This is a genomic window from Marinobacter xiaoshiensis, from assembly GCF_031631795.1.
Taxonomy (GTDB): domain Bacteria; phylum Pseudomonadota; class Gammaproteobacteria; order Pseudomonadales; family Oleiphilaceae; genus Marinobacter; species Marinobacter xiaoshiensis.
Genome location: NZ_JAVMBO010000018.1, coordinates 478,576 through 502,266, shown reverse-complemented (window position 1 = coordinate 502,266; position 23,691 = coordinate 478,576). Strand labels below are relative to the sequence as shown.

Annotated in this window: 20 protein-coding genes and 1 pseudogene; 16 read left to right on the top strand and 5 right to left on the bottom strand. The window is 55.6% G+C overall.

Features of this window, described 5'->3' with window-relative positions; genetic code table 11:
• The first annotated feature begins 13 nt into the window (after window positions 1-13).
• The 9 genes and pseudogenes from murD to lpxC all read left to right on the top strand — a co-directional run bounded on the left by murD (window position 14) and on the right by lpxC (window position 10,559).
• Window positions 14-1,369, top strand: a complete 1,356-nt coding sequence (gene murD, locus RKA07_RS17750) for a UDP-N-acetylmuramoyl-L-alanine--D-glutamate ligase (protein WP_310966969.1) — start codon at window positions 14-16, stop codon at window positions 1,367-1,369.
• Window positions 1,369-2,571 (top strand): putative lipid II flippase FtsW, encoded by a 1,203-nt coding sequence (gene ftsW / locus RKA07_RS17745; protein ID WP_310966967.1) that lies wholly within the window; start codon window positions 1,369-1,371, stop codon window positions 2,569-2,571. The genes murD and ftsW overlap by 1 nt, the downstream gene beginning before the upstream one ends.
• Entirely contained in the window at window positions 2,564-3,670 is a 1,107-nt protein-coding gene (murG, locus tag RKA07_RS17740) for an undecaprenyldiphospho-muramoylpentapeptide beta-N-acetylglucosaminyltransferase (protein WP_310966965.1), read from the top strand. The genes ftsW and murG overlap by 8 nt, the downstream gene beginning before the upstream one ends.
• Window positions 3,663-5,108: a UDP-N-acetylmuramate--L-alanine ligase gene (gene murC / locus RKA07_RS17735; protein ID WP_310966964.1), complete on the top strand. Its 1,446-nt coding sequence runs from the start codon at window positions 3,663-3,665 to the stop codon at window positions 5,106-5,108. Before murG ends, murC begins: the two co-directional genes overlap by 8 nt.
• Window position 5,109: 1 nt before the next feature.
• Window positions 5,110-6,075 carry a D-alanine--D-alanine ligase gene (locus RKA07_RS17730; RefSeq protein ID WP_200370359.1) on the top strand — a complete coding sequence of 322 codons (966 nt, stop codon included), beginning with the start codon at window positions 5,110-5,112 and terminating at the stop codon, window positions 6,073-6,075.
• Window positions 6,068-6,907: a cell division protein FtsQ/DivIB gene (locus tag RKA07_RS17725; RefSeq protein WP_310966962.1), complete on the top strand. Its 840-nt coding sequence runs from the start codon at window positions 6,068-6,070 to the stop codon at window positions 6,905-6,907. The genes RKA07_RS17730 and RKA07_RS17725 overlap by 8 nt, the downstream gene beginning before the upstream one ends.
• Window positions 6,908-6,943: 36 nt before the next feature.
• Entirely contained in the window at window positions 6,944-8,179 is a 1,236-nt protein-coding gene (gene ftsA / locus RKA07_RS17720; protein ID WP_200202074.1) for a cell division protein FtsA, read from the top strand.
• A gap of 97 nt (window positions 8,180-8,276) precedes the next feature.
• Window positions 8,277-9,318: pseudogene (ftsZ, locus tag RKA07_RS17715) on the top strand (cell division protein FtsZ); the annotation flags it as partial.
• A gap of 323 nt (window positions 9,319-9,641) precedes the next feature.
• Entirely contained in the window at window positions 9,642-10,559 is a 918-nt protein-coding gene (gene lpxC, locus RKA07_RS17710) for a UDP-3-O-acyl-N-acetylglucosamine deacetylase (RefSeq protein WP_200202072.1), read from the top strand.
• An 11-nt stretch (window positions 10,560-10,570) separates the two neighbouring features.
• Here the strand turns inward: lpxC and RKA07_RS17705 are convergent, their stop codons facing one another.
• Window positions 10,571-11,017, bottom strand: a complete 447-nt coding sequence (locus RKA07_RS17705; protein WP_200202071.1) for a DciA family protein — start codon at window positions 11,015-11,017, stop codon at window positions 10,571-10,573.
• 212 nt (window positions 11,018-11,229) lie between these two features.
• Between RKA07_RS17705 and RKA07_RS17700 the strand changes: the two genes are divergently transcribed.
• From RKA07_RS17700 to ribA, 6 genes are all read left to right on the top strand, one after another.
• Window positions 11,230-12,183 carry a M23 family metallopeptidase gene (locus tag RKA07_RS17700; protein WP_200202070.1) on the top strand — a complete coding sequence of 318 codons (954 nt, stop codon included), beginning with the start codon at window positions 11,230-11,232 and terminating at the stop codon, window positions 12,181-12,183.
• A 179-nt stretch (window positions 12,184-12,362) separates the two neighbouring features.
• Window positions 12,363-15,095, top strand: coding sequence for a preprotein translocase subunit SecA (gene secA / locus RKA07_RS17695; RefSeq protein WP_200202069.1), 2,733 nt, complete (start codon window positions 12,363-12,365; stop codon window positions 15,093-15,095).
• 121 nt (window positions 15,096-15,216) lie between these two features.
• Window positions 15,217-16,434, top strand: a complete 1,218-nt coding sequence (argJ, locus tag RKA07_RS17690) for a bifunctional glutamate N-acetyltransferase/amino-acid acetyltransferase ArgJ (RefSeq protein ID WP_310966959.1) — start codon at window positions 15,217-15,219, stop codon at window positions 16,432-16,434.
• Between the two features lie 2 nt (window positions 16,435-16,436).
• Window positions 16,437-17,420, top strand: a complete 984-nt coding sequence (locus RKA07_RS17685) for a Nudix family hydrolase (protein WP_310966957.1) — start codon at window positions 16,437-16,439, stop codon at window positions 17,418-17,420.
• Between the two features lie 107 nt (window positions 17,421-17,527).
• The gene (gene moaC, locus RKA07_RS17680) at window positions 17,528-18,010 is read left to right on the top strand and encodes a cyclic pyranopterin monophosphate synthase MoaC (RefSeq protein ID WP_200202066.1); all 483 of its coding nucleotides are present in this window, start codon (window positions 17,528-17,530) and stop codon (window positions 18,008-18,010) included.
• 63 nt (window positions 18,011-18,073) lie between these two features.
• Window positions 18,074-18,688: a GTP cyclohydrolase II gene (ribA, locus tag RKA07_RS17675; RefSeq protein WP_200202065.1), complete on the top strand. Its 615-nt coding sequence runs from the start codon at window positions 18,074-18,076 to the stop codon at window positions 18,686-18,688.
• A 101-nt stretch (window positions 18,689-18,789) separates the two neighbouring features.
• Here the strand turns inward: ribA and dxs are convergent, their stop codons facing one another.
• The 4 genes from dxs to RKA07_RS17655 form a co-directional block, all read right to left on the bottom strand.
• Entirely contained in the window at window positions 18,790-20,721 is a 1,932-nt protein-coding gene (gene dxs / locus RKA07_RS17670) for a 1-deoxy-D-xylulose-5-phosphate synthase (RefSeq protein WP_200202064.1), read from the bottom strand.
• Between the two features lie 84 nt (window positions 20,722-20,805).
• Window positions 20,806-21,702, bottom strand: coding sequence for a (2E,6E)-farnesyl diphosphate synthase (gene ispA / locus RKA07_RS17665; protein ID WP_310966955.1), 897 nt, complete (start codon window positions 21,700-21,702; stop codon window positions 20,806-20,808).
• On the bottom strand, window positions 21,702-21,956 hold the full coding sequence (locus tag RKA07_RS17660; RefSeq protein WP_200202062.1) for an exodeoxyribonuclease VII small subunit: 255 nt from the start codon (window positions 21,954-21,956) through the stop codon (window positions 21,702-21,704). The genes ispA and RKA07_RS17660 overlap by 1 nt, the downstream gene beginning before the upstream one ends.
• 55 nt (window positions 21,957-22,011) lie before the next feature.
• Window positions 22,012-22,785 (bottom strand): NRDE family protein, encoded by a 774-nt coding sequence (locus RKA07_RS17655; protein WP_200202061.1) that lies wholly within the window; start codon window positions 22,783-22,785, stop codon window positions 22,012-22,014.
• Between the two features lie 103 nt (window positions 22,786-22,888).
• On the opposite strand from RKA07_RS17655, the gene RKA07_RS17650 reads away from it, so the two are divergent.
• Window positions 22,889-23,686, top strand: a complete 798-nt coding sequence (locus tag RKA07_RS17650; protein WP_310966952.1) for a sulfite exporter TauE/SafE family protein — start codon at window positions 22,889-22,891, stop codon at window positions 23,684-23,686.
• Window positions 23,687-23,691: the final 5 nt, after the last annotated feature.

Below are 23,691 nucleotides of genomic sequence, written 5' to 3'. Positions count from 1 at the left end.
AGCCGGACTGATTATGAGTGTCATCACTTCAGATCGTCGCACACTGGTAGTAGGGCTCGGTAAAACCGGGCTCTCCTGCGTGCGCTATCTGACTGCGCAGGGGCGAGAGGTTGCCGTGGCGGATAGCCGCGAAGCGCCGCCGTGCCTGGATGACCTTCGCGCCGAATGGCCTGATATTTCGGTGCATCTTGGATCGTTCAACTCTGAGCTGTTTGCCGGTTTCAATGAACTGATTGTAAGCCCGGGAATCAGCATCGCTGAGCCTGCCATCGCCTATGCCGCCGAACAAGGTGCTCGCATACGGGGCGATATTGATCTGTTTGCTGAGGCTGCCGACGCGCCTGTTGTGGCCATAACGGGCTCCAACGGTAAGACCACTGTTACGACCTTGCTGGGTGAAATGGCGCGTTCTGCGGGTCGCAAGGTTCAGGTTGGCGGGAATATCGGCACACCGGCACTGGATTTGCTGGGCCTGGGCGCCGACTTGTACGTGCTTGAACTCTCCAGCTTTCAGTTGGAAACCACTACAGGTCTGAATGCGCTGGCGGCAACCGTGCTGAATGTCAGTGATGATCATCTGGATCGCTATCCGGACAAGATGGCTTATTTCCAGGCAAAGCAACGAATCTTCCAGGGCTGCAAGAACGCTATCGTGAACCTGGACGATGCGCTCAGCACTCCCATGGCGCGGGACAACCTGCGGTTTGTGTGTTTTGGCTTTAATCGGGTGAACCCGCAAACGTTCAGTACCCGGGAAGACGATCAGGGCCTATGGCTGACCTTCGGCTTCGATAACCTGCTCAATGCCAGCGAGCTGAAACTGATGGGCTGGCACAACCTCAGCAACGTAATGGCTGCGTTGGCACTTGGGCAGGCCGCGGGACTGCCAATGGACATCATGTTGGATAGCGCGCGGAACTTCAGTGGGTTGCCGCACCGCTGTGAGCTTGTGCGCAGGCTTGCAGGCGTGGATTACATCAATGACTCCAAGGGCACGAATGTTGGAGCCACCGTCGCCGCCATAAAAAGCCTGGTGCCGGAAGGCGAAGGGAAACTCGTGCTGATTGCTGGTGGAGAAGGCAAGGGTGCCGAGTTTACAGAGCTGGCGGCCCCCGTCAGTGACGGTTGCCGCGCGGTTGTATTGATTGGCCGCGATGCAGATCGTATTGCTGGGGCTCTGGCCTCCGAGACGCCGGTATACCGGGCCGAAACCTTGAAGGCTGCGGTGGAAAAATCTGCCGAGCTTGCGCAGCAAGGCGATCGGGTACTCTTTTCCCCCGCTTGCGCGAGCTTCGATATGTTTGCGGACTATATGGATCGTGGTGAGCAATTCCGCACCCAGGTCCAATCACTGCGGGAGGTGAACTGATGCAGTTAGGGCTATCAGCAGCACCCGCAAGGACACAATGGTTGGGCGAAATTCAGCCCCTGCCGGTTCTGGTTATCAGCTCGGTTGCCTTGCTGATTATCGGGGTTGTGATGATTTCCTCCGCTTCCATGGACTTGGCGGTAGAGACCATGGGCAATGGTTATCACTATGTGATTCGCCAGCTCATGTTCGCGGTTATGGGCTGCATGCTGGCATTGGTGTCGGTCAACGTGCCAGTGGCCTGGTGGGAGCGCAGCGGTTGGTTGTTGCTCGGGATAGGGCTGCTGGTGCTGGTCCTGGTTCTTACGCCACTGGGTCGCACCGTGAACGGTTCTACGCGCTGGATCCCGTTTGGGCTGTTCAACGTGCAAGTGTCGGAAGTGGCAAAGCTATGCCTGATTGCATACCTGGCCGGCTACGTTGTAAGGCGCCGCGATGAGTTGCTGAATACCTGGCCGGGCTTTTTGAAGCCGCTGGTCGTTCTTGGCGTGGCATCTGCCTTGTTGGTTATTCAGCCTGACTTTGGGGCGACAGTGGTTCTGGTGACCGCAGCTGCGGGCATGATTTTCCTTAGCGGTGTGCGGCTTAGCCGGTTTGTACCGCTGATTGCCATTCTGGTGGTGCTCGGGGTGATTCTGGTACTGACGCAGCCCTACCGGCTGAAGCGCGTAGTGAGTTACCTCGACCCCTGGAAAGATCAGTTCGACAGCGGCTACCAGCTAACGCAGTCATTGATTGCTTTTGGTCGCGGCGACTGGAGTGGCGTTGGCCTCGGAAACTCAATACAGAAGCTGTTCTTCCTGCCGGAGGCTCATACAGACTTTATTTTCGCCATCATCGCGGAAGAGTTCGGGCTGATTGGCTCACTGATCGTGCTGGGGCTGTTTACTGTGCTGGTTGTAACCGGATTCGTGATTGCACGGCGGGCAGAAAAGGCAGATATGCCGTTTGGTGCCTGCTTCGCCTACGGCATCACATTGCTGATCGGCTTGCAGGCCGGAATCAACATGGCAGTCAGTACCGGATTGCTTCCCACCAAAGGGCTGACCTTGCCGTTGGTGAGTTATGGCGGCTCCAGCTTGATGATCAGCTGTGTGTGTATCGGCATTCTCGCTCGGGTTGAAATGGAACGGCTGGATAAGGAAAAGCAGGTTTCGGAAAAGACGGCCCCCCGGAAGCGAGGAGGTGCGCGCTATGAATGAACCTCGCCGCTTTCTGATGATGGCTGGAGGCACTGGCGGCCACGTGTTTCCAGCACTTGCCACCGCACGGGCACTCGAAGCCAAGGGGCATGAAGTGCACTGGCTGGGTGCTGTCGGCGGCATGGAGGAACGGTTGATTTCTGACACTGGCATACCTATGTCGTTGATCCACATTTCGGGGCTCCGGGGAAAAGGCAAGCTTGCTTTGCTGGCAGCGCCGTTCCGCCTGATGCGTGCTCTGGGTGAAGCGTTCACCATCATGCGCCGCATTCGCCCGGATTGTGTGGTTGGCATGGGTGGGTTTGTGACGGGCCCTGGAGGCTTGGCAGCCTGGCTTACGAAAACGCCGCTGGTGATTCATGAGCAGAATGCCATTGCAGGCATGACCAACCGGATTCTGGTGCGGTTTGCAAAAACGGTACTGGAAGCCTTCCCGGGAAGTTTTGGAACAGACGTGGTCACCCGGTGTACCGGTAATCCGGTGCGGGAAGATCTGGCGACCTTAGCGTCCCCGGAAGAAAGAATGGCCGGGCGCTCGAACGAATCCGGAGATCAGAACAATTCGCTGCGAATTCTGGTGATCGGTGGCAGTTTGGGTGCCCAGGTGTTCAATCAGCAATTGCCAGAAGCCCTGGCAATGCTGCCAGAACAGGAGCGACCACAGGTGCGGCATCAGTGTGGGGAACGACATCTTGAAGATGCCCGCGCCTCTTATGAGCAGCACGGCGTGAGTGCCGATGTTGAACCGTTTATTAAGGATATGGCGGAAGCCTACGGTTGGGCCGACGTAGTGTTGTGCCGCGCTGGCGCACTGACGGTATCTGAATTGTGTGCCGCAGGAATCGGCGCAGTGCTGGTGCCATTCCCCCATGCGGTGGACGATCATCAAACGAAAAATGGTCAGCAATTGGTGAGTGCCAAAGCGGCCATCCTGATACCACAGTCACGGCTTACACCGGCCGTGCTGGCAGAAACCCTTGGCGACCTTGCCGGGGATCGCGCCCGAGTCATGGAAATGGCCAAGGCTGCACATACTTTGGCTCGCCCCGATGCAACGGAGCGAGTCGTAAATTATTGCCTGGAGGCCGCTAATGGCTGATACAAACAATCCGCCGCTTGCTTTTCAAGTACCGGAAATGCGCCGGATTCGCCACATTCACTTTGTGGGTATCGGTGGTGCCGGCATGAGTGGCATTGCAGAAGTGCTGAAAAACCAGGGCTACGACGTGTCTGGCTCAGACATCAAACAAGGTGTAGTTACAGATCGTCTCAAAGCCATGGGCATTGAGATTCAGATTGGCCACCGTGAGGAAAACAGCGCTAAGGCCGACGTGGTTGTAGTGTCGTCTGCTGTTGCATCTGACAACCCCGAGATGGTTTCGGCCCGCAGTCGGCGGGTGCCTATTGTGCCCCGTGCTGAAATGCTGGCGGAAATCATGCGTTACCGCCACGGCATTGCCGTAGCCGGAACCCATGGCAAAACCACTACAACCAGCCTGATTGCGTCGGTGCTGGGTGAAGCCGGGCTTGATCCCACTTTCGTGATCGGCGGCAAACTGAACAGTGCAGGTACCAATGCCAAGCTGGGTGGGTCCCGATATCTGGTTGCTGAAGCGGATGAGAGCGATGCCTCCTTTCTGCACCTGACGCCGACCGTGTCAGTGGTCACCAACATCGAAGCCGATCATATGGACACCTACGACGGCGACGTGGAAAAGCTTAAACAAACGTTTGTGGATTTCCTTCATAACCTGCCTTTTTACGGCTTGGCTGTGATGTGCGTGGATGATCCCTATGTGAACGAAATCATCCCCCGAATCTCCCGTGCCATCATCACCTATGGCATCAGTAACCAGGATGCAGATTATCGGGCTGAGAATATTGTTTCTGATGGTTTGAGAACTCATTTCGTGGTGAAACGCCCCGGCGGCCGAAGCGACCTTACTGTGGAACTCAAAATGCCCGGGCGGCACAACGTTCTGAACGCCTTGGCCGTGATCGCTGTGGCGACGGATGACGGTATTGCAGATGAAGCAATTTGTCGCGGGCTGGCAGCCTTTGCCGGCGTTGGCCGCCGCTTTCAGGTTTACGGCGATTACAAAATACCCAAAGGCACCATCACTCTGGTGGACGACTATGGACACCACCCTACAGAGGTCGAGGCAGTCATTCGTGCTGCTCAGGGTGCCTGGCCCGGGCGTCGCATAGTGATGCTGTACCAGCCCCACAGATTCAGCCGGACTCGTGACTTGTATGAGGACTTTGTTCGAGTGTTGTCGGAGGTTGATGGTCTGCTGCTGATGGATGTGTACTCTGCCGGAGAAACTGCAGTTCCTGGTGCCGACAGCAGGGCCTTGTGCCGCAGCATAAGGCAGCGGGGCAAGATAGAACCTCTATTTGTCGAAGATAACCGTGAGATTGAGGGTTTGCTGTCCAACGTTTTGCAAGACGGCGATCTTTTGATTACCCAGGGTGCTGGGGACATTGGTGGGATAGCGATCCGGTTGGCGGCGCAAGGAGTTGTTTCAGGTGAGTGATATGCAGCATCCCGGAATACCGGCGTATCAGGCCGATCCAGAGGTGGTTAAGGCGCTTGGGCGCGTCGCTGTTTTTATGGGCGGGGACTCGGCTGAGCGGGATGTCTCCCTCAAAAGTGGCAAGGCGGTTCTCGCAGCTCTGATTTCTGCGGGCGTAGATGCCTTTGCAATGGATGTTCAGGGGTGTCTTCTGAAGACTGCAGAAAATCCGGACTTTGACCGGGTCTTCATTGCCCTGCATGGCCGTGGCGGAGAAGACGGAACCCTGCAAGCCATTCTTGCTCAGGCGGGAATTCCTTATACCGGCAGTGAGGTAATGGCTTCCGCTCTGGCGATGGATAAATTGCGAACCAAGTACGTGTTTGCTGGCTGTGGTTTGCCAACACCGAAGTTCAGAACCATGACGGCAGCCAGTGACGCCGAACAGATTGTTCAAGCGTTGCGTATGCCTTTGAGTGTTAAGCCGTCAAGGGAAGGTTCCAGCATTGGAATCCGCAAAGTGAATACTGCTGCAGAGCTGGTAGAAGCCTACGAGGCTGCCGCCGCACTGGATACCCAAGTGTTGGTAGAAGAGTGGGTTGAAGGCCCTGAGTTTACGGTCAGCTTATTGCAGGACAAGGCTCTGCCGGCCATCGGCTTGAGCACCGATCACGTGTTCTACGACTATGACGCGAAATATCTGGCGGACGACACCCGTTATCGGATTCCCTGCGGTCTGTCGCCTCAGGATGAAGCGAAGTTGCAGAATCTTGCGCTGGAGGCATTCCGGGTCGTGGGCTGCCGCACTTGGGGCCGTGTAGACATCATGCAGGATGCAGAGGGTGAATTCTGGCTTCTGGAAGTCAACACAGTTCCGGGCATGACTGATCACAGCCTGGTGCCAATGGCGGCAAAAGCTGCTGGCATCAGTTTTGAAGAACTGGTTGTGAGGATTTTGCACGACACGTTGGAGGGAGCCGATGCTTGACACACTGCTAATCCGGAGCCGGGCGATACCGTCCGACCCTCCCCGGCGCCGGGGAGCAACAACCCTCGGCCCCGAGAAGGACCGGTTTGGAGTGTTAAAAGCAATTCTGGCTGCGGTGCCCTGGCTTCAGGCCGGTATGGGCATTGCGATTCTGCTAGCGGCGGGCCTTGTGCCTTGGGCAACGGGCAAAGTGCTGGGGGCCATGGATCAACAAATTCTGGCTATTGATGTGAATGGCGATTTTGTCGGCGATAGCCGCGTTGCCATTGAACGTCAGGCCGGCAACTGGGTCGGTAAGAGCTACTTTTCGACGGATCTTTCGGACATCAAGGCAGATCTTGAAAGGCGCCCCTGGGTTGAAACCGTAGCGGTGCGACGCGTATGGCCGGATCGACTGGAAATTAACATCCGGGAGAAAAGGCCGCTGGCTTACTGGACGGACGGCCGCCTGGTTAGCCGCACTGGTGAGCTGTTCATGCCGCCAAACCCGGAAGTTGCGGGAAGGTTGCCACAGCTTGCGGGCCCCGATGAGCGGGTGCGTGATGTGATCGACATGGCTCGCACCATGAGTGACAAGTTGGTCGGGCACGGCCTGGGATTCGCAGGGCTTTCACTTGAACGGCGGGGTGCCTGGACGCTCAGTCTCTCAAATGGAATTGAAGTGGTACTCGGCCGGGATCAGGTCGCGAAGCGCTTTGAGCGCTTTATCACAGTGTATGAAAACCGGCTGATATCGCGGTCGGATGAAGTTAGCCGGGTAGATGCCCGTTACACCAATGGTGTGGCGGTTCAATGGAAGCAGGCGCAGGCTGCTTCCGGCCCGAAAACATAGAAACAGTAAATTCAGACCTACGGTTTGGTGGAACGCATGTCATCGGTTGAAACGGAAAACATGATTGTCGGCCTCGATATTGGAACCTCGAAAGTGGTTGCTATTGTCGGCAAACGCAAGATGGACGGAACCATTGAGGTGGTGGGTATTGGCTCCCATCCTTCCCGGGGTCTGAAGCGGGGTGTGGTGGTTAATATCGAAACCACGGTTCAGGCAATCCAGCGAGCGGTTGAGGAAGCCGAGCTGATGGCCGGTTGTCGCATTCATTCTGTGTATGCAGGGATTGCAGGCAGTCATATCAAGAGCCTCAACTCCCACGGCATTGTCGCTATTCGTGACCGGGAAGTGACTCAGGCTGACATCGACCGGGTTATAGACGCTGCACAGGCCGTCGCCATTCCTGCTGATCAGAAGATCCTGCACATTTTGCCGCAGGAATTTGTGATTGATAACCAGGAGGGCATCAAAGAGCCAATGGGTATGTCCGGTGTGCGTCTGGAGGCGAAGGTGCACCTGGTTACCTGTGCCGTCAACGCAGCCCAGAATATTGAAAAGTGCATTCGCCGCTGTGGTCTAGAAGCCGACGACATCATTCTGGAGCAGCTGGCGTCGAGCCACGCAATTCTCACAGATGACGAAAAAGAACTGGGTGTCTGTGTAGTGGATATGGGCGGCGGCACCACGGATATTGCCGTGTTCACCGGCGGGGCCATTCGTCACACCGCTGTTATTCCCATTGCTGGTGATCAAGTTACAAACGACATAGCCATGGCTCTGCGTACGCCCACGCAGAACGCAGAAGAAATCAAGATCAAGTATGCCTGTGCCTTGACTCAGCTGGCTGGCGCAGATGAAACCATCAAGGTGCCCAGCGTTGGCGACCGGGCACCGAGGGATCTCTCACGGCAAGCCTTGGCAGAAGTGGTAGAGCCCCGTTACGAGGAGCTGTTTACCCTCGTGCAATCAGAGCTGCGCCGTTCAGGATTTGAAGACATGATTCCGGCGGGAATCGTGATTACAGGCGGCTCCTCCACCATGGAAGGCGTGGTGGAGCTTGCTGAAGAAATTTTCCATATGCCGGTACGCTTGGCGTGTCCGCACGCAGTGTCCGGCATGACAGAAGTTGTTAATAACCCTATCTACGCCACCGGCGTGGGGTTATTGATTCATGGTTTCCGGCAGATGGATCTTGGCCGGGTACCGGTGCTCAAGGGTGAAGACGCACCCTCGCTGTTTGAGCGCATGAAAGCCTGGTTTACCGGTCATTTCTGACGGTTCCGGGAAGGTAGTAAACGAAGGTATCTCGAAAAATACAATCTCGAATTAACAGCCTGGAACAAGGCTGAAAACAGCACGAAGGGGAAGGGGAATGTTTGAACTAGTCGATAATGTCCAACAAAACGCTGTCATTAAGGTAATCGGTGTGGGCGGTGGTGGCGGTAACGCCGTACGGCACATGCTGAACAGTGACATTGAGGGTGTAGATTTTATCTGCGCCAACACAGATGCCCAGGCATTGGCTGGTATGGATGCACGCCAGATCATTCAGCTGGGCGGTAACATCACGAAAGGTCTGGGCGCAGGCGCGAATCCTGAAATCGGGCGGCAGTCTGCTCTGGAAGATCGCGACCGTATCGCCGAAGCCATCAAAGGCGCGGACATGGTGTTCATCACCGCAGGAATGGGTGGTGGCACCGGTACCGGTGCTGCACCTGTGGTTGCAGAAGTTGCGCGGGAAATGGGCATTCTGACCGTTGCCGTGGTAACCAAGCCGTTCAACTTTGAAGGCGGCAAGCGCATGAGCTTGGCCGTAGAAGGGCTCAGAGAGCTGGAAGAATGCGTTGACTCGCTGATTACCATCCCTAACGAAAAGCTGCTGGCGGTTCTGGGTAAAAAGACCAGCCTGCTGGACGCATTCGCTGCTGCGAACGACGTTCTGCTTGGGGCGGTTCAGGGTATTGCTGATCTGATTACCCGCAACGGTATGATAAACGTTGACTTTGCGGACGTTAAGACAGTCATGTCCGAGATGGGCATGGCAATGATGGGTACGGCAACCGCCACCGGTGAGAACCGTGCGCGGGAAGCTGCCGAAGCGGCCATCCGCAGCCCGCTGCTGGAAGACGTCAACTTGCAGGGTGCCAAGGGTATTCTGGTCAACATTACTGCCGGTATGGACCTGAACCTGGGCGAATTCTCCGAGGTTGGCGACATTGTGCGTGAGTTTGCATCGGATACCGCTACCGTTGTTGTTGGTACCGTTATTGATCCGGAAATGACCGACGAACTTAAGGTAACTGTTGTTGCCACAGGCCTGGGCGGAGACCGTGAAAAGCCTACCAAGGTGGTGGATAACACCCGCTCCCTGGACGGCAAAACAGATTACAAACAGCTGGATCGCCCTGCAATCCTGCGTCGCCGTGCGGTATCTCACGGTAATGTTGCGATTGATCAGAGCAAGGAAAGTGAAGAGCAGGGTGTCGACTATCTCGATATTCCCGCATTCCTTCGCCGGCAGGCTGACTGATAATCTGTTGCAAATGACATCCGGTAGGGAGTGATTGTTGTCATCATTAATCACGATCCCGGATAACGATACGCTGGCTGCTGCAGCTATGTTGCTTAAAGTTTAGGCAATACAGGGCCGCGCAAATGGCAATCAGTCGTATTTTTTGGTATTCTGAGCGCACATTTTTGTTTAGAATATCGCCAATTTTTACGGAATAACGAACCGATGATCAGACAACGGACACTTAAAAACACGATCCGTGCTACCGGAGTCGGGCTGCATTCAGGGGAAAAGGTTTACCTTACCCTGAAGCCTGCACCGATAGACTCGGGAATCATTTTCCGTCGCACCGATCTGGACCCAGTGGTCGAGATTCTGGCCTGTGCTGAAAATGTGGGTGAGACCATGCTGTCCACGACGCTGGTAAAAGACGGTGTCCGTGTGGCAACAATCGAGCATTTGTTGTCAGCCATGGCTGGTCTCGGTATCGATAACTGCTATGTGGAACTGAGCGCTGCAGAAGTGCCGATCATGGACGGCTCTGCCGGCCCATTCGTCTTTCTGCTGCAGTCTGCCGGCATTGCCGAGCAGGAAGCGGCCAAACGTTTCATTCGCATCAAGCGGGAAGTCACGATTGAAGAAGGCGACAAGAAGGCTACCTTCCTGCCGTTTGAGGGCTTCAAGGTGAGCTTCGGCATCGACTTTGATCATCCGGTGTTCAAGGGCCGTGCCCAGACCGCGACGGTAGACTTTTCAAGCACGTCTTTCGTGAAGGAAGTCAGCCGCGCAAGAACTTTCGGGTTCATGCGTGACATTGAAAAGCTTCGAGCGATGAATCTGGCGCTAGGTGGCAGTGTAGATAACGCCATTGTGGTAGACGACTACAAAATCCTGAACGAAGACGGCCTTCGTTATGAGGATGAGTTCGTCAAGCACAAAGTACTGGACGCAATCGGTGATCTTTACCTGTTAGGCAATAGCCTGATTGGTGAATTCCGTGGCATCAAGTCCGGTCACGATCTGAATAATAAGCTGCTGCGCAAGCTCAGGGCGGAAGAGGATGCATGGGAAGTGGTAACCTTCGATAACGAAGAGACCGCACCTATCTCCTATATGAAACCTGTGCTGGCGGTGCCGGCTTAAGGCTGGATGCCTTAATCCCGTACGTGGCTTGCGAGTTTTTCGAGAACCTCGCGTAGTTTTTTATCCTTCGTGTGCCCGGCTTCCTCTTTGAGGAGCTGGGCATTTTCTTTACTAAGCGTCAGTTTTTTCGCCGGTGGTTTTTCGTTAAACCTTGGTGGTACTACCTTTACTTTGAGTTTCCACACGAACCGGAACAGTTCGTTCTCCCGTAGTTTTTCCATGATCTCGTGCTGGCGGAAACGAATCTGGCTGGCCTTTCCGGCGCTTTCGGTAGAGAGGGTTAGTTCTCCTTCCAGGCAGCAGACAAATCGGGTGCCGGGCGCCAGTGTTGGCGGTAAAGAGGCAATAACCTCCTCTTCTGCCTTGCGGTGAGTGTTGGCTTTTGCGACCAGATCGCGCAGGACCGGCGTTCTGCCCAGGTTGTCGAAGGTCATTTTTTGCTCATTTTTTCGTTTCATAAGGCGTTTTCTTCTCGACGACCACGATAACGATTGGTTACACTTCGGCACGCTTTGTGCGTAGCACCGGTGTTACTCTTGTTTTACCTTGTTGTAAATCAGTATGTCTACCGGGCGCTGCGATATATCAGTACGTAGTTGTTGCTAAGGATGGCAAACCCACTCGGATTATTCGGGGCCGCAACACTACAGGAGATGGTTGCGGTTCATTGATGAAATCAGAAAACACTATGAATATCATTCTTGTTGGCAAGAGTCACGGCAAGTCCCGCGTATTGGCGCTGAATAGCACGGTTGTTGTGGCTATGGCACTTGTGGGTGTTGCGCTGATAACAGCTGCAGGCTGGGCAGGATATAGCGTGGCGGAAAGTAAGGCTGAAGCGCGTGAGCCGACTGACTCCGAGCTTGTTGCGCATTGGCGGAGCAAACTGGGGGAGCAAAAAGTTGAACTTGCCGGTTTACAGCAGAATGTTCAGGACCAGGTAGATGCTCTGACCCTGCGCCTTGGTGAGATTCAGGGTCGTTTGTTGCGCCTTGATGCCTTGGGACAGCGCTTCGTGGAGTCTGGACTGGTTGCCAGCGATGAATTTGACTTTAATCAGCCAGCAGCGGTTGGTGGCCCGGAAGACTCGCATCCTGCAGATTCGTTCTCAGCACCCGATTTAACCCGGATGATTGATGAACTGGAGCGCAAAATGCTCGACCGCGAACAACAGTTGCGCCTCCTTGATCAGGTTTCCTCCCGCCAGAAGCTGGAGGATGAGTTGTATCTGGAAGGTCGCCCTATCACTTGGGGTTGGTTGTCGTCGCGTTATGGCTACCGTTCAGACCCGTTTACTGGCAAGCGTACCTGGCACGCCGGGGTTGATCTGGCCGGAAAGGATGGCAGCGATATTATTTCTGTCGCTGGTGGTGTAGTGACCTATGCCTCGGAACGCCATGGCTACGGCAACCTGGTTGAAGTTGACCACGGTGATGGCTTGGTTACCCGCTACGCCCACAGCAAGACAATCAAGGTAAAAGTGGGTGACGTGGTTCAGAAGGGGCAGGTGCTTGCGCTGATGGGAAGCACTGGTCGCTCAACGGGTCCCCACGTGCATTTCGAGGTGATTCGTAACGGTAAAACAGAAAACCCCGAAACCTACATGAAAAGAGCCAGTCGTTAATTGCTCAGGTGTCGCCTGACGTTCGCTTAGCCCCCGCCAGCCTCATCAGGTTCTTTAGCTCCCGGTATTTGGCACAGGATAGCCGCATAACTTCGGCTATGTGAGCCCTGCCTTTTGTACTCCCGCAAAATAAGGTTAGAATGCCGGCTTCCTCCGTTTAATCAAAGAAGCAGTGGTCTATGTTCTCAAAGTTTGCAACCAAGATGTTCGGCAGTAAAAATGCCAGAGAAATCAAGAGAATGCGCAAGCTGGCCTTGGGTGTTAATGAGCTTGAAGAGCAGTTTGGCAATCTTACGGACTCCGAGTTGCAGGGCAAGACTGCCGAGTTCCGTCGTCGGCTGGACGAGGGAGAGAGTCTCGATGCATTACTGCCTGAGGCTTTTGCTACTGTACGTGAAGCTGGGCGCCGGGTTATGGGCATGCGCCACTACGATGTGCAGCTGATCGGTGGTATTACCCTGCATGAAGGCAGGATTGCTGAGATGAAGACCGGTGAGGGTAAAACCCTGGTCGCCACTGCTGCTGTTTATTTGAATGCCTTACCTGGCAAAGGCGTACACGTAGTAACTGTAAACGACTACCTTGCCAGTCGTGATGCTGAATGGATGGGTAAACTCTATCGCTTTCTCGGTTTGCAGGTTGGAGTAGTTGTCGCTGGCCAGCCTCCCGAAGAGAAACGCGCCGCCTATCAGGCAGATATCACCTACGGTACCAACAACGAATTCGGTTTTGATTACCTCCGTGACAATATGGCCTTTAGCACAGATGACAAAGTGCAACGTGGCCTTTACTACGCGATTGTCGACGAAGTTGACTCCATCCTTATTGACGAAGCCCGGACGCCGCTGATCATCTCTGGCGCTGCGGAGGATAGCTCCAAAGCATACCTGGCTATCAACGAGCTGATCCCCAGCCTTGAGAAAGGGGAGGTCAGTGAAGAGGGGGAATCCTCCGGCGATTTCACCATCGACGAGAAATCGCGCCAGGTTGAATTGACTGAAGGGGGCCACGAGCGGGTTGAAGAACTTCTGCTGGGTCGCCAGCTACTGGAAGAAGGTGAGAGCCTCTACTCAGCGGCCAACCTGAGCTTGCTGCACCACGTGCACTCAGCGCTTCGTGCCCATCACTTGTTCCAGAAGGATGTAGATTACATTGTTCAGGGTGGCCAGGTTGTTATTGTTGACGAGCATACAGGGCGCACTATGCCCGGTCGTCGCTGGAGTGAAGGGCTGCATCAGGCGATAGAGGCTAAAGAAGGTCTGAAAATTCAGGCCGAAAGCCAGACGCTGGCTTCAACAACATTCCAGAACTATTTCCGGTTGTATGAAAAACTCGGCGGCATGACGGGTACTGCAGATACCGAAGCCTTTGAATTCCGCCAGATTTACGGTCTTGACGTGGTGGTGATACCGCCCAACAAGCCGATTCAGAGAATTGATTACAACGACCTTGTTTATCTCACCCAGGATGAAAAATTCCACGCCATCATTGATGAAATCAAAGATGTGACAGCGGAGGGACGGCCAATCCTGGTTGGTACCGCTTCCATCGAAGCCTCTGAATTACTCTCCATGCTGCTGAAAAAGGCGCGCATTGAGCACAAGATCCTTAACGCCAAGCAGCATGAGTCAGAGGCGCAGATCATCGCCCAGGCAGGGCGGCCGGGTGCTGTGACCATCGCTACCAACATGGCTGGACGGGGCACGGATATTGTACTGGGTGGTAACTGGGAGCACGAGGTTGCTGCCCTGGATAATCCCACTGAAGAAGAGGTTGCTCGCCTCAAGGCTGAGTGGACAGAGCGCCACAATCAGGTTCTGGAAGCGGGTGGTCTGCACATTGTGGGCACCGAGCGCCACGAATCCCGCCGTATAGACAACCAGTTACGCGGCCGTGCCGGGCGTCAGGGTGACCCGGGTTCTTCCCGTTTCTTCCTGTCTCTGGAAGATAACCTGATGCGTATCTTTGCGCCGGATCGGGTCAAAAGCCTGATGCAGGCTATGGGAATGAAGAAAGGCGAGGCCATTGAGCATCGAATGGTTACCAACGCCATTGAGAAATCCCAACGCAAGGTCGAGGGTCGTAACTTCGATATGCGTAAAACGCTGCTTGAGTATGACGATGTAGCGAACGATCAGCGTACGGTTATTTACGATCAGCGTAACGAAGTGATGTCCTCAGAGGATGTCTCCGAAATGGTTGATACCATCCGTGCGGATGTTGTTGATTCGCTGGTCAGCGAGCATATTCCGCCCCAGAGCATGCCAGAGCAGTGGGATGTGGCCGGGCTGGAAGCGCAGTTACAGTCTGAAATGTCTATCGACTTGCCTGTTCAGGCATGGCTGGAAGAGGACAAGAAACTATACGAAGACAACCTGCGCCAGAAAATTCTGGACGAAATCGTTGCAGCATACCGGGCGAAGGAAGAGATTGCTGGCGCAGAGTCCATGCGCAGGTTTGAAAAGCAGGTGTTCCTGCAGGTCCTGGATACCTTGTGGAAAGAACATCTTTCCAACATGGATCACCTGCGGCGCGGCATCCACTTGCGTGGCTATGCTCAGAAGAATCCCAAGCAGGAATACAAGCGCGAAGCGTTTAATCTGTTTGAAACCATGCTGGAAACCATGAAGCGCGATGTAACCCGTGTGCTGTGTCATGTTCGGGTTCAGAGCCGGGAAGAAATGGAAGAGGTTGAGCGTCGCCGCAAGGAAGAACTTGAGCAGGAGCTGGCACGGGCACGCCTGCGTCACGATGAATCCAGTGCGACAGCGCAGGGCGAAGGCGAGCGAAGGGATGAAGATCAGGGTGCGCCAGAAACCTTTGTGCGCCAGGAGCGTAAAGTGGGCCGTAACGAGCCCTGCCCATGCGGATCCGGCAAGAAATTCAAACAGTGCTGTGGCAAGGTAAGCTGACCACCCTGCACAGACAGGAAGTAAAGTACGGAGCCCGCAATCGGCCAGTTAACTGGCAGACTGCGGGTTTTTCGTTTTCAGACCTATTCATACTAGTAGCATTATAAAAAGGAGCGGCAGGATGGCGGTTGGACCAGGAACCTTACCCGAGTTTTTCCCCGTAGCAGGTGTCAAGGTGGGTATTGCCAGCGCGGGCATCAAGAAGCCTGGACGCAAGGACATTGTGGTGTTTGAGTTGGCACCGGGAAGCCGTGTTGCCGGCTTGTTTACCCGCAACCAGTTCTGCGCAGCCCCGGTAACCTTGAGTCGCAAACATCTGGCTGAAAAAGCCCCGCGTTACCTTTTGATCAACACAGGTAATGCCAATGCGGGTACAGGTGCCCGTGGCATGGATGATGCGCTTGCTTGTTGTCAGGCCTTGGCAGAGCATGCCGGAGTCACTGCTGCAGAGGTACTGCCTTATTCAACAGGGGTGATTGGTGAGCCATTGCCGGTTCAGAAGATTGTGGGCGCTCTGCCAGAAGTCTTGGGCAGCACGGCGGACAATCGCTGGGCGGAAGCGGCGAGCGGTATAATGACCACAGACACGCGGCCGAAGGGTGCGTCGGTTCAGGTTGATCTGGGCGGCCACACAGTGTCTATTTCCGGCATCAGCAAGGGCGCTGGTATGATTCGCCCCAATATGGCGACCATGCTGGGCTTTATCGCCACCGATGCGCGTATTGCGCAAGATGCGTTGCAGGCTTTGGCATCAGAACTGGGGGAGCAATCCTTCAATCGAATCACTATTGATGGTGACACCTCCACCAACGATGCCTGTACGCTCATCGCCAGCGGCCAGTACTCCGGCCCTGAAATTACCCTCGACAGCCCGCATCTGCCGGCGCTCAAGGCTGCGCTAAAAGATATCTACATGGATCTCGCCCACGCCATCGTGCGTGACGGTGAAGGCGCCACCAAGTTCATTACCATTCAGGTTAGTGGTGCAGCCGCCCAGCAGGAGGCCCTGGATGTGGCCTATACAGTCGCTCACTCACCTCTGGTGAAGACCGCGCTGTTTGCATCAGACCCCAACTGGGGGCGCATTCTGGCGGCCGTAGGCCGGGCTGGAGTAGTGGATCTGGACGTTAATGCCCTGGAAATCCACCTCGGAGATGTATGTCTTGTGAGAGACGGTGGACGTGCTGAGGATTATTCCGAGGAGCGGGGTCAGGCAGTAATGGATCAGGAGGAGATTACGATTGCTATCAACCTTAAACGGGGCGACATAAGGGAAACCGTCTGGACCTGCGATTTCTCCCATGACTATGTCACCATCAACGCAGATTATCGCAGCTGAGCATGGCCAAAACAGACGTTGGTGTTCGGGAGATCCACGTGGCCGTTGGCGTCATCGTTCGTGATGGGTGTGTACTTATTGCCCGCCGCCCGGACCATGTCCATCAAGGTGGTTTGCTTGAATTTCCCGGTGGCAAAGTTGAGCCGGATGAAACGGTACAGGCTGCCTTGGTTCGGGAGATTGCCGAAGAAACCGGTTTACACATACCGGAGGGCTCCTTGCGACCAGTGATTGGTATCCGCCACGACTACGGCGACAAGCGGGTCTTTCTGGATGTTTGGCGAACGGATCAGGCCGAGGGTGACGCTCATGGCCGTGAAGGGCAGCCCATAGAGTGGATTCGCCCTGAAAGCCTGCGGGATGAGGATTTTCCGGCAGCTAACCGGCCAATTATCCGGGCGCTGCAACTCCCTTGCTTGCTGGCGTTAACCGGCGAGTTCAGTCCTGATGCCGATCCTGGTCAACTACTGGGCAGGGCCCTTGAGCGTTTGTCAGAGCAGGATCGTTCGGCGTTGATTCTGTTGAGAGCGCCAGCTTTGGATTCAGAGAGCTATGCTTCTGTTGCTGAAACTGCACTGGAGCTGTGCGAGCGAGCTGGAGCCGGCCTTTTGGTGCATGGCTCGCCTGCAGCATTCGATGACACCCCCGATGCGGCTGGGCTGCACCTGCCGTGGCGAGAGGCCCAAAAACTTGAGGCAAGGCCTGTGCCTGATGGGGTATGGCTTGGGGTTTCCTGCCACAACGCCCGTGAGATAGATCATGCAGTGGCGATTGGGGCAGACTATGTGACGCTTGGCCCGGTAAAGCCCACAGAGACGCACCCGGGCGCTCCCGTACTGGGCTGGGCGGGATTCCGTGATCTGGTCGCAAACGCACCCATTCCGGTTTTCGGGCTGGGAGGGCTGCAGCCAGAAGATCTTGATGAAGCTCAGCAGGCAGGCGCTCAAGGTATCGCCGGGATCCGGTACTGGTGGCCTCAGGGTTGACCTGGATTCGCCGCGCTGTCCTGCATCTCTGGTATGCTCCGGCCCTTGATACTTTATTTTAGTGCAACCTGCTCACCACTTACTGAAACTGAAACCCGGGAGACACCGTGAGTAAACTGACGCATCTTGACGACAAGGGTGAAGCCCGCATGGTGGACGTTACGGAGAAAGCCGTAACGGAGCGTGAAGCGCGCGCCGAAGCGACCATTCATATGGCGGCAGAAACCCTCCGGATGATCATCGACGGGGAGCACCCGAAAGGTGATGTGCTGGCCGTCGCCCGTATTGCCGGAATAATGGCCGCCAAACGAACCCACGATCTGATTCCATTGTGCCACGCCCTGAACCTCACCTCAGTGAAGGTGGAGCTTACTGCGGGAGCAGACGGCGCATCGGTGCATATACTGACCAGGTGCAAGCTTGCCGGCCAGACCGGTGTGGAAATGGAAGCCCTGACAGCCGCCAGTATCGCAGCCCTGACTCTGTACGATATGTGCAAGGCCGTCGACAAGGGTATGGAAATTGGCAAGGTGCGTTTGTTGGAGAAGAAGGGCGGTCGCAGTGGGCATTGGATTGCCGACGACCACTGATGCCTGATGGGCGCGCCCGTGATAGAATACGCGCCCAGATTTATTGAACCACGAGGAAGCACTGTGGCTGTTCGTTACATCGAGACCTGCCGGTTGCCGACCCCTTTCGGGGTATTCGATATGCATGGCTTTGAAGAACCGGACACGGGAAAGGAGCATGTTGCCCTGACCCTGGGGTCGCTGGACGGCGACGAGCCCATGCTGGCCCGCACGCACTCTGAATGCCTTACAGGCGATGCGTTGTACAGCATGCGTTGCGACTGTGGTTATCAGCTTGAAGAGGCGTTACGCAGCATTGCTCGTGAAGGCCGCGGTATTCTGATGTATTTGCGTCAGGAAGGCCGGGGTATCGGCTTGCTGAATAAAATCCGCGCCTACCGTCTGCAGGATCAGGGCGCAGATACCGTTGAGGCAAACGAGCGCCTGGGTTTTGCCGCAGACTTGCGCGATTACAGCATGTGCAAGGATATGCTGGAACATCTGGGTATCAAAAGCCTGCGCCTGATGACGAATAATCCTCGCAAGGTCAAAGCACTGACCTCTTATGGCATTGCAGTAACCGAGCGCGTTCCCTTGCATGTTGGTCGCAATCCTCATAACGAGCATTATCTCGACACCAAGCAAAGTAAGCTTGGGCATTGGCTGGAAACCCATCAGGACGATGACCCCCAGCTATAATTCCAGTTTTGGCCTGGTACTTCTGGCAGACACAAAAAAGCCCGCCTTATTAAATAAGCGGGCTTTTTGCGTATTGGTAAGAAGACTTCTGGCTGGCGGTGTTATTTGACCGCTTTGAGCCTTTGGTGCTGCAGGCGTTCCATGCGCGTGCTTATGGCGGCGAATATGCCATTGGCATCCAACCCGCAATCCTTGAGCAGTTCTTCGTGTTTGCCGTGATCAATAAAGCTGTCTGGCAACCCGAGTTGAAGCACCGGCATGGAAACCTCCTGGCTGTTCAGAAACTCCGTAACAGCACTCCCTGCGCCGCCGGCAATGGCATTCTCTTCGAGAGTAACCAGCAGGTCGTGTTGTTCTGCGAGTTCCAGAACCAGCGCCTCGTCCAAAGGCTTGACAAAGCGCATGTCGGCCACGGTTGCCCCCAGCTTTTCGGCGGCTTCCAGAGCCGGTGTGAGTAGCGTGCCAAAGTTGAGAATAGCGATGCCGCTGCCTTCGCGAACCTTGCGTCCCTTGCCGATTGCCAGTGGGGTAAGTTCTTTCTGGATCTCTGCACCTGGCCCGGTTCCGCGCGGGTAGCGCACAGCTGCTGGGCCATCAAACATCAGGCCAGTCTGAAGCAGTTGACGGGTTTCGTTCTCGTCCGATGGCGTCATCAACACCATATTCGGTATGCAGCGCAGGTAGCTGATATCAAACGCGCCTGCGTGGGTCGGCCCGTCTTCACCGACCAGACCCGCCCGGTCGATAGCGAACAGTACATCCAGATTCTGGATGGCCACATCGTGAATCAGCTGATCGTAGCCGCGTTGTAAAAACGTCGAGTAGATTGCAACCACCGGTTTTGCGCCATCGCAGGCCATGCCCGCTGCTAGCGTTACGGCATGCTGTTCCGCAATGGCGACATCGAAATATCGGTCCGGGAAGCGTTCAGAGAACGCCAGCAAATCCGAGCCTTCGCACATGGCGGGGGTAATACCGCTCACACGATCATCCAGTTCAGCCGCATCACACAGCCACTGGCCGAAAACGTTCGCATACTTTTGCGTCGTCGCGACAGATTTGACTGGCTCTGGCTTGCTGGCGGGTACAGGTTCAATTTTGTTTATAGCGTGGTAGCCAATGGGGTCGGCTTCCGCCGGGGCAAAGCCCTTGCCCTTGGTCGTTACCACGTGGAGGAACTGAGGCCCCTCAAGCTCGCGGATATTTTCCAGCGTCTCAACCAGTAAGGGCAGGTCGTGGCCATCAATAGGCCCGATGTAGTTGAAACCCAGTTCTTCAAACAGCGTGCCCGGCACAATCATGCCTTTGAAGTGCTCTTCGGTTTTCTTTGCCAGGGCCATCAGGTGGGGTGCACCCTGAAGAACTTTTTTGCTGCTGTCGCGAACCTGGTTGTAGGTACGGCTTGATAGCAATTTGGCGAAATAGTTGGATAGACCTCCGACATTGCGCGAAATCGACATGTCGTTATCGTTCAGGATCACCAGCATATCGGCGCGCAGGTGCCCAGCGTGGTTCAGTGCCTCAAAAGCCATGCCTGCTGTCATGGCGCCATCACCGATTACGGCAATGCTCTTGCGGCCAGTGTCCTGCTGTCGGGCGGCGATGGCCATGCCCAAGGCTGCGCTGATGGAGGTGCTGGAATGGCCCACACCAAAGGTGTCGTACACGCTTTCCGCACGTTTGGGGAAACCGGCAAGGCCGTCTTTGCGCCGGATGCTGCCCATTTGCTCACGGCGGCCGGTCAGGATCTTGTGTGGGTAGGCCTGGTGGCCAACATCCCACACCAGTCGGTCTTCCGGTGTGTTGAAAACATAGTGTAAGGCTACCGTGAGTTCGAGCACGCCCAGCCCGGCGCCAAAATGGCCACCGGTCTGCCCGACAGACCACAGCAGGAAGGCCCGTAGCTCTCTCGCAAACTGGGTCAGCTGATCAGACGGCAGCTCCCGCAGTTGGGCGGGTACGTCAATCCGGTCCAGCAACGGTGTGTTGGGTCGCTGTGACGGGATTTCCTTGAAAATATAAGTGTCCTGCATCTGTACGGGTCTTTTCCGGGATGTTCGATAACTGGCTGGCATTATAAGGGAACAGGGAGGCCTGTTTCACATATGTCAGCAGGTTCAGTGAGTTCTTGCCACTACGTAATCCGCCATGGCTCTGAGAGGGTCGGCTTCCGGCCCGAAGTCCTGCAGGCTCTCAAGGGCACTGTTCAGCAAAGAGGAGAGGTGCTGCCGCGCTCCGTCCAGCCCAAGCAGTGCCGGATAAGTCGGCTTGGCGCGGGCGATATCGGAGCCCTGAGGCTTACCGATGATTTCAGTATCGCCTTCAATGTCCAGGAGGTCATCCTGAACCTGGAACGCCAACCCGAGCGCTTTGGCGTAGGTTGTCAGGGCTTCCAGTGAGCGTTTGCTGACACCAGGGGCGGTCAGCGCACCAATGCGAACGCTGGCTTCAATTAATGCACCGGTTTTATGTCGGTGCATATTTTCAAGTTGTGCCAGTGTCAGGCTCTTGCCGACAGATTCAAGGTCAATAGCCTGGCCTCCGACCATACCACTATGGCCACTTGCGTGGGCCAGTTCCTGAATCATGGCAAGCCGTGCTGGAGCTTCTATCCCGGGCGCTTCTGCCAGCCACTCAAACGCCAATGCCTGCAGGGCATCGCCGGCAAGAATAGCTGTAGCCTCATCAAAAGCAATATGGGCAGTGGGCCGGCCCCGGCGCAGTTCGTCGTTGTCCATGGCTGGAAGGTCGTCATGAACAAGTGAATAAGCGTGGATCAACTCGACCGCACAGGCGGGCACCAGAGCGATCTCCATATCCTGTCCCAAAGCGCTTGCAGCGGCCAGACTTAACGCCGGGCGTATACGTTTACCTCCGCCCAGAACACTGTAGCGCATGGCTTCCTGAAGTCGCTTAGAGGTCGACCCGGATGCAATGAGGCGGTCCAGCTCAGCATCCACACGGCTGCGGCAGGTTTCAAGGTAATCCATGGTCGGCAGGGTTCCGTTAGGCATCAGTCGGCGTCGTCCGGAGAAAAAGGGCGGGTTTCCAGGGTGCCGTCATCATTCTGCACCAGTTGTTCAACTCGCTGCTCAGCGCCTTTGAGGGCCTGCTGACAAGCGCGGGTAAGCTTCACGCCGCGCTCGAAGGCCGTCAGGGATTGCTCGAGAGATAACTCCCCCTGTTCGAGGTTGCGAACAAGTGTTTCCAGCTCATCAAGAGACTTTTCAAAGTCGGCAATGGATGTAGCGTCTTGTTGACCGGCCATCTGCGGCCCTCCGATCGGGTGGACGAATTTCGCGGATTATATCAGAGGCTGAGCGCTATCGCTGCCAGTGGAACTCCCGGTATTCCACAGGATGCCCTTCAGGTGCCCAGCTTTGCTCACTCACATGGATTTCGCCGGTGTTGGAGATGCTGATTACGGTAGTGGCGCGGGTGCCGTATTCTGTGCCGGTTATAAATGGAGATGAAAGAAAGCGCTCGGTATCACGGTGTACGCCTGAGTTTGGGAGCAGGTGGTCTGGCGCGGGCGTGGTGTCTTGCAGCAGGCTGGTAAGCTCTTTGTGCAGAGTGTCTGTGTTCCTGTCAGCAGATTTAACTGTGTGGCCAACCGCTTCCCTGAGGCGCAAAAGCTTGGGCCAAGGTGTTTGGAGCAGGTGATTGCTCAGACCATAAGTGCCACGGTAAATGTTGCGGCCCGGGTGAGCATCGCGGTTGCTGTAGTACCAGCCAGAGCTCTCACCGAGGCGAACCAGATTGAACCCTGAGTAGCAGGATGATGTGCCTTTCAGGCTGTTTTGCAGTTGCACTTCTGATTCTGCAAGCGCCCTGAGGGGTAGCTCTCCACGGCTTATACTGCCGGCTTCTGGCGACCCTTCTCGGACATTCGTTACCGCGGTGACCAGCCCTTCCGGGGACACGGCCAGCCAGGTGCCGCCGGATTGCAAATCCCGGCCGGAGAGCACTCGGTTGCCAGCATCTGTTGTCCACCAGTCCATAGGTGCGGTGGGTCTGCGAAAAAACTCATCACGGTTAGCGGCTACCACCAGCGGAAATCGGGCGCTCTGGCCAAGAGAAAATGCGATCAGGCACATGCGACGTTGCTCTCCAGTAGGTGATAGGGGTGATGCTTGTGGTGAAGTTGCCACGGCCGATGTGTATCATACCAGCCTTGTTTTCCCGGATGTGTGAGTGTGTATGTCCCTGTTGTCCGTATTTGCCATCTATCTGATACTCGGCGCCTTTGCGGGCACCCTTGCAGGCCTTTTTGGAATTGGCGGCGGCCTTATTATTGTGCCTGTGCTGATTTTCAGTTTCGGGGCTCAAGGCTTTAGTCTGGAAATTGCGGCACATATGGCCGTTGGAACCTCACTTGCGACCATCGTATTCACATCTCTCAGCTCCATTCGCTCGCACCACGGCCACGGGGCTATCCGCTGGGATATATTCCGGCCGATGGCCTTTGGCATTATAGTCGGCGCACTTATTGGCGCCTGGACAGCGGCGCTGTTGAGCGGTGCCGTGCTGGAACTAATTATTGGTGTGTTTGTCATCCTCGTGGGGCTTAAAATGCTGCTCGATGTAAACCCAACGCCCGGCAGGAATGTTGCTGGTAAACCCGGCCTTTCGGCGGCCGGTGCTGGCATAGGCTGGGCCTCCGCCATTTTCGGCATAGGCGGCGGTACACTCACTGTTCCATACCTGAGCTGGAGCAACGTTCGCATGCAGCAGGCGGTAGGCACATCGGCCGCGTGCGGTTTGCCAATTGCCATTGCCGGTGCACTTGGCAATGCCTGGACAGGATGGAATGAGCCGGCCCTGCCGGAATACAGCCTTGGTTTTATCTATTTGCCGGCTTTTATCGGAATTATTCTCACCAGCGTACTGTTTGCACGTGTGGGAGCAAATCTGGCACACCGGCTTAACGCCAAGGCCCTGAAACGCGTGTTTGCCATCCTGCTGCTGCTGGTTGGCTTACGTTTTCTTTTGAGTTGAGAGGT

What these genes read in the sequence shown, in the direction of transcription:
- dxs (WP_200202064.1), bottom strand. Translation starts at nt 20,721, where the DNA reads ATGCAGGACACTTATATTTTCAAGGAAATCCCGTCACAGCGACCCAAC.
- ftsW (WP_310966967.1), top strand. Translation starts at nt 1,369, where the DNA reads ATGCAGTTAGGGCTATCAGCAGCACCCGCAAGGACACAATGGTTGGGC.
- RKA07_RS17650 (WP_310966952.1), top strand. Translation starts at nt 22,889, where the DNA reads ATGTCCCTGTTGTCCGTATTTGCCATCTATCTGATACTCGGCGCCTTT.
- RKA07_RS17655 (WP_200202061.1), bottom strand. Translation starts at nt 22,785, where the DNA reads ATGTGCCTGATCGCATTTTCTCTTGGCCAGAGCGCCCGATTTCCGCTG.
- RKA07_RS17685 (WP_310966957.1), top strand. Translation starts at nt 16,437, where the DNA reads ATGGCCAAAACAGACGTTGGTGTTCGGGAGATCCACGTGGCCGTTGGC.
- RKA07_RS17725 (WP_310966962.1), top strand. Translation starts at nt 6,068, where the DNA reads ATGCTTGACACACTGCTAATCCGGAGCCGGGCGATACCGTCCGACCCT.
- ftsA (WP_200202074.1), top strand. Translation starts at nt 6,944, where the DNA reads ATGTCATCGGTTGAAACGGAAAACATGATTGTCGGCCTCGATATTGGA.
- murG (WP_310966965.1), top strand. Translation starts at nt 2,564, where the DNA reads ATGAATGAACCTCGCCGCTTTCTGATGATGGCTGGAGGCACTGGCGGC.
- murC (WP_310966964.1), top strand. Translation starts at nt 3,663, where the DNA reads ATGGCTGATACAAACAATCCGCCGCTTGCTTTTCAAGTACCGGAAATG.
- lpxC (WP_200202072.1), top strand. Translation starts at nt 9,642, where the DNA reads ATGATCAGACAACGGACACTTAAAAACACGATCCGTGCTACCGGAGTC.
- RKA07_RS17700 (WP_200202070.1), top strand. Translation starts at nt 11,230, where the DNA reads ATGAAATCAGAAAACACTATGAATATCATTCTTGTTGGCAAGAGTCAC.
- argJ (WP_310966959.1), top strand. Translation starts at nt 15,217, where the DNA reads ATGGCGGTTGGACCAGGAACCTTACCCGAGTTTTTCCCCGTAGCAGGT.
- RKA07_RS17705 (WP_200202071.1), bottom strand. Translation starts at nt 11,017, where the DNA reads ATGAAACGAAAAAATGAGCAAAAAATGACCTTCGACAACCTGGGCAGA.
- secA (WP_200202069.1), top strand. Translation starts at nt 12,363, where the DNA reads ATGTTCTCAAAGTTTGCAACCAAGATGTTCGGCAGTAAAAATGCCAGA.
- RKA07_RS17660 (WP_200202062.1), bottom strand. Translation starts at nt 21,956, where the DNA reads ATGGCCGGTCAACAAGACGCTACATCCATTGCCGACTTTGAAAAGTCT.
- RKA07_RS17730 (WP_200370359.1), top strand. Translation starts at nt 5,110, where the DNA reads ATGCAGCATCCCGGAATACCGGCGTATCAGGCCGATCCAGAGGTGGTT.
- murD (WP_310966969.1), top strand. Translation starts at nt 14, where the DNA reads ATGAGTGTCATCACTTCAGATCGTCGCACACTGGTAGTAGGGCTCGGT.
- ispA (WP_310966955.1), bottom strand. Translation starts at nt 21,702, where the DNA reads ATGCCTAACGGAACCCTGCCGACCATGGATTACCTTGAAACCTGCCGC.